Origin of the sequence: Nonlabens sp. (genome assembly GCF_047636915.1) — a bacterium.
Lineage (GTDB): Bacteria > Bacteroidota > Bacteroidia > Flavobacteriales > Flavobacteriaceae > Nonlabens.
On record NZ_JBLIGN010000151.1, the window covers coordinates 1 to 3,603 of the forward strand.

The 3,603-nt window shown below is 37.5% G+C and carries 5 protein-coding genes; 3 read left to right on the forward strand and 2 right to left on the reverse strand.

The genetic code is table 11. The annotated features are described in order from the left end of the window. Positions 1-196: 196 nt before the first annotated feature. A complete protein-coding gene (locus ACJAT0_RS12995) occupies positions 197-553 on the forward strand; it encodes a TM2 domain-containing protein (RefSeq protein WP_374003992.1) in 357 nt (118 codons plus the stop codon). Between the two features lie 77 nt (positions 554-630). On the opposite strand, the gene aroQ is transcribed toward ACJAT0_RS12995, so the two are convergent. After that, positions 631-1,047 (reverse strand): type II 3-dehydroquinate dehydratase, encoded by a 417-nt coding sequence (gene aroQ / locus ACJAT0_RS13000; RefSeq protein ID WP_415181999.1) that lies wholly within the window; start codon positions 1,045-1,047, stop codon positions 631-633. A 95-nt stretch (positions 1,048-1,142) separates the two neighbouring features. After that, entirely contained in the window at positions 1,143-1,643 is a 501-nt protein-coding gene (locus ACJAT0_RS13005; protein WP_415182000.1) for a hypothetical protein, read from the reverse strand. A gap of 199 nt (positions 1,644-1,842) precedes the next feature. On the opposite strand from ACJAT0_RS13005, the gene xerD reads away from it, so the two are divergent. Together xerD and ACJAT0_RS13015 are read left to right on the forward strand one after the other, a co-directional pair. Continuing rightward, the gene (gene xerD, locus ACJAT0_RS13010; RefSeq protein WP_415182001.1) at positions 1,843-2,739 is read left to right on the forward strand and encodes a site-specific tyrosine recombinase XerD; all 897 of its coding nucleotides are present in this window, start codon (positions 1,843-1,845) and stop codon (positions 2,737-2,739) included. Between the two features lie 143 nt (positions 2,740-2,882). After that, positions 2,883-3,603: aldo/keto reductase (locus ACJAT0_RS13015; protein WP_415182002.1), on the forward strand; the 721-nt coding region annotated here is incomplete at its 3' end.

Sequence of the window (3,603 nt, forward strand, 5' to 3'; positions counted from 1 at the left end):
ACCTTTGATCATTCCGTTCGTCTCTTTAAAGTCGAGTCTATAAGGGATTAAAGAACTATCTGGTAATTTTAAAAGTCCTAAATATTCATAGGTCTGACCATAAAGATTAGTGGCACAGAACATTAAACACACAATAGTTAGTTTATATTTCATAAAATAATATATATTTGGTTCAAATATAAACAACTACCATCTTATGAAAACAAAATTAACTCTAACTCTTATGAGCGTATTTATGATGCTGAGCACTTTTGCATTTGCATCATTCCCTGTAGAAAGACAAGTAACAACTCAAGTGATCACACTAGAGAACGGTACAAGTATGGAAGAATCTACCGCTACATTAACTTCACCGGCAGCTGTTGCTTGGTCGGAGGATCAGACTGTTGCTCTACTTTTATGGTTTTTCCTAGGAGGATTTGCAGCACACCGTTGGTTCCTAGGCAGTCCATGGTATTGGAACGTATTGTTCATCTTAACAGCCGGTTTCTTTTTTGTAGGATATGTTATCGATGGAATTGAAATTATAACAGGAAGTTACCCTGGTCTATAATTTTTAAACCATTAAAATTAAAAGCTCGTTTAGAATAAATTCTAAACGAGCTTTTTTTATGACCTCTCATCTGCGGATTAAATAAAACTCTTCAATGCGAGTTCGTAACCTTTCAATCCAAAGCCACTGATCACACCGACAGCATGTTTAGAGATATAAGATAGGTGTCTAAATTCCTCTCGATCCATCACATTAGAAATATGCACTTCTACCACAGGCGTCTTAATTCCAGCTACGGCATCTCCTATACCTATAGACGTATGGGTATAGGCACCAGCATTTAAAATCACCCCATCAAAACCGTCTTGTTCCGCTTGGTGGAGTTTATCGATGATCTCTCCCTCTATATTGGACTGAAAATAACCCAGCTCTACCTCTTTAAATTGAAATTGTAGTTCTGTAAAATGATCTTCAAAAGTTTTAGAACCGTAAATTTCAGGTTCGCGCTTGCCCAGTAAGTTTAAGTTAGGACCGTTAAGTAGGAGTATTTTCATGGGTTAAAGATATTGGTTATTCCGCTTTCGCGAAAGCGAGACGTAAAAAAAGCAACCTATAAAGGTTGCTTTTTGTGATTTAAAAAAGTTTTTTTTTAGAATTTGTATGCCGCTCCTATCTGAATGGACTCCAAAGAATCACCATCATTACTAACACCTTGATATCCCACAGAAAATAGCAACATGTCTGTACTAAACACCAATTTAGGCTCGTATAGTAATCCACCGTCATTACCTTCATTGATACCAACAGCATAACCAATATCTGCACCCAGACCAAATCCAGAATCCCCTAAACTGTACATGGCTTTTACTACAATCGGTAAAAAAGCAACATCATCTATTTCAAAAGTCGAACCTAAAATTTCTATATCATCTGTAAAAAGAGTGGTGTATCCTACAGATCCACCTAAGGTGAATTTATCAGAAACTGGATGTAAATACAATACCTCAGCACCTATACCAAATGAAGAGAAGTCTGCAAAATCCCCCATAGGGACAACAGCTTTAATACCAGCTGCAAAACCACCGTCCTGGGCGTTAGTCATTCCCATTCCAAAAGCTACAAATGCAGCACACAATAATAATTTTTTCATAATAAATTAAATTAGTTAATTTTTTCTTGGTAAATTTATGTTTGATTTAAATTAATAAATGTTAATTAGATAATAATTAAGTGTTGATTTTATTCAGCTTACTTATCCAGCTGTTCATAAACAGTATATTATATAGACTTGACTTTTAACAAGAACTCAGGAGCCATACGGCTTACTTTATAAACTCTACCTTTACCTCATGAAGTGGAATCAAGCCATTAAAGACTTTGCCATCTATGCTCAATTGGAAAGAGGCCTATCTCTCAATACTATAAAAGCCTATAAAAGAGATTTGCAAAAACTTCAAAAATGGCTTGATAAAAATGAGATGAACCATACTCCTGCTTCGATATCACAGGACACATTGCGCAGCTTTATATACCAACTTGCCAAAACGGTACAACCTCGATCCCAAGCAAGAGCTATCAGTAGTTTAAAATCTTTTTTTGAATACCTGATTTTAGAACGCTATAGAGAAGACCAACCGATGACACTCATTGAAGCTCCTAAAACAGGGCGCAAATTGCCTGACACTTTAACTACTAAAGAGATAGATTTATTGATCAATAGCATAGATCGCTCTACACCAGAAGGCGAGCGCAACCGCGCGATGCTAGAAACTCTCTATGCTTGTGGACTGCGAGTAAGCGAGTTGATTACATTAAAAATAAGCGATCTGTTTTTTAAGGAGGGCTTCCTAAAAGTAACCGGCAAAGGAGATAAACAACGGTTGGTACCCATAGGAGACTACACTATCAAGATCATTGAATTGTATAAAAACGAGGTGCGTAGTCATGTTCCTTCAAAACCAGATCATACCGACACCCTTTTTCTGAACAGACGTGGCGCTGGATTAACCAGAGCAATGATTTTTCATATCATCAAACAACAAGCGATCAAAGCGGGGATCCATAAAACAATAAGTCCGCATACCTTTAGGCACAGTTTTGCAACACATCTATTAGAAAATGGCGCTGACTTAAGGTCCATTCAAATGATGCTGGGACACGAGAGCATTACCACTACAGAAATCTACATGCATGTAGACCGCGCACATCTCTCTAAGGTGATCAATACGCATCATCCTAGATCTTAGTACCCTATTGTATTTTGACACTATTCCCAAATCCTAAATTACCCGTTGATACATTGTGCTGTACTAAAGTTTTAATAAATTGATCGCATTTTCTTGGTAACCGCTTTCGCTAAAGCTAAATTTAACAAAACTAAATTCACACAATGAAAACTCTTAAGTTTAAAAATGGTGACCGAATGGCCGCCATAGGATTAGGAACATGGAAATCAAAGCCAGGCGAGGTGAAGGCAGCGGTCATCACAGCACTAGAGTCTGGATACCGACATATAGACTGCGCAGCTGTATACGCAAACGAAAAAGAAATAGGAGAAGCCTTTAACGAGGTGTTTTCTAAGGGAACCATCAAAAGAGAAGACGTATGGATCACCTCAAAGCTTTGGAACAATGCCCATTTAAAAGGGGATGTTGCTTCTGCTTTGGATACAACCTTAAAAGATTTACAACTAGATTACTTAGACTTATACCTCATTCACTGGCCAGTAGCTTTTAAACCAGAGGTGGCCTATCCAGAAAAACCCACAGATTATCTTTCTCCTGAAGAGGCGCCTGTTCATGAAACTTGGAATGCTATGCTAGCTCTTAAAAAGGAAGGAAAAGCAATACACGTAGGAGTCTCTAATTTTTCTATTAAGAAACTAGACGACCTTATTTCAAAAACTGATGAAATTCCCGAAATGAATCAAGTAGAATTGCATCCGTTATTGCAACAAAACGAATTGATGGCATATTGCTCTAAGAAAGGAATTCACTTAACGGCTTATTCCCCTTTGGGAAGTGGCGACCGTAGTGAAGGTATGAAGCAAGATAATGAGCCGAACATGCTGCAAAATGATACTATAACAACTATTGCTACAAAACACCATG